We start from the raw sequence: 547 nt of genomic DNA, 5'->3' as shown, positions 1-547 counted from the left end.
CTCGCTTCCTCTTTACTCCATAGCTTTAGGCGGATATTAGGATCAAACGATACAAGGACGCCATTCTGCTTTGCTAGAACGATTGCATGCTTGATTAACTCAATATTTTTCGCTTGGTCGACTGCAGGAAAGACACCCGTAATATGCAGGACTCTTGCATTCTTAATATAATCTTCATTCAAAGATTCAATCGTTAAGGCAGTTGTTGGAGAGTTGGAACGATAATAGAAGGTTCGTCCATTTCCATCTTCCATGATTTCTTTAAAATTCAGTGAGGTTGGATAGCCATCAACCATTTCTAATTGCGATACATCGATCCCTTCACCACGTACAAAATTATATATATATCTGCCAAATTCATCATTGCCTAAACGGCTGATCCATCCAGTTTTTAACCCTAAACGAGAGCAACCAATTGCTACGTTCAGTTCTGCCCCGCCAACTTTCCTTTCAAATGAGGGCACATATCGCATTGGTCCTGTTGAAGCAGGATGAAACGTGACCATTGCATCTCCTATAGTAATAACATCATTCATAGCACAAACAC

The 547-nt window shown here is 40.4% G+C and carries 1 protein-coding gene; it reads right to left on the bottom strand.

Annotated features, from left to right (window positions below; translation table 11 throughout):
- A partial coding sequence (locus tag C9J29_RS23950) for a sugar kinase (RefSeq protein WP_170110046.1) occupies positions 1 to 536 on the bottom strand: 536 nt, incomplete at its 3' end.
- Between the last annotated feature and the right edge of the window lie 11 nt (positions 537 to 547).

The organism is Lysinibacillus fusiformis (assembly GCF_003049525.1).
GTDB lineage: Bacteria > Bacillota > Bacilli > Bacillales_A > Planococcaceae > Lysinibacillus > Lysinibacillus fusiformis.
The sequence above is the reverse complement of the archived record's forward strand: the minus strand, read 5'-3'. Positions and strand labels throughout refer to the sequence as shown.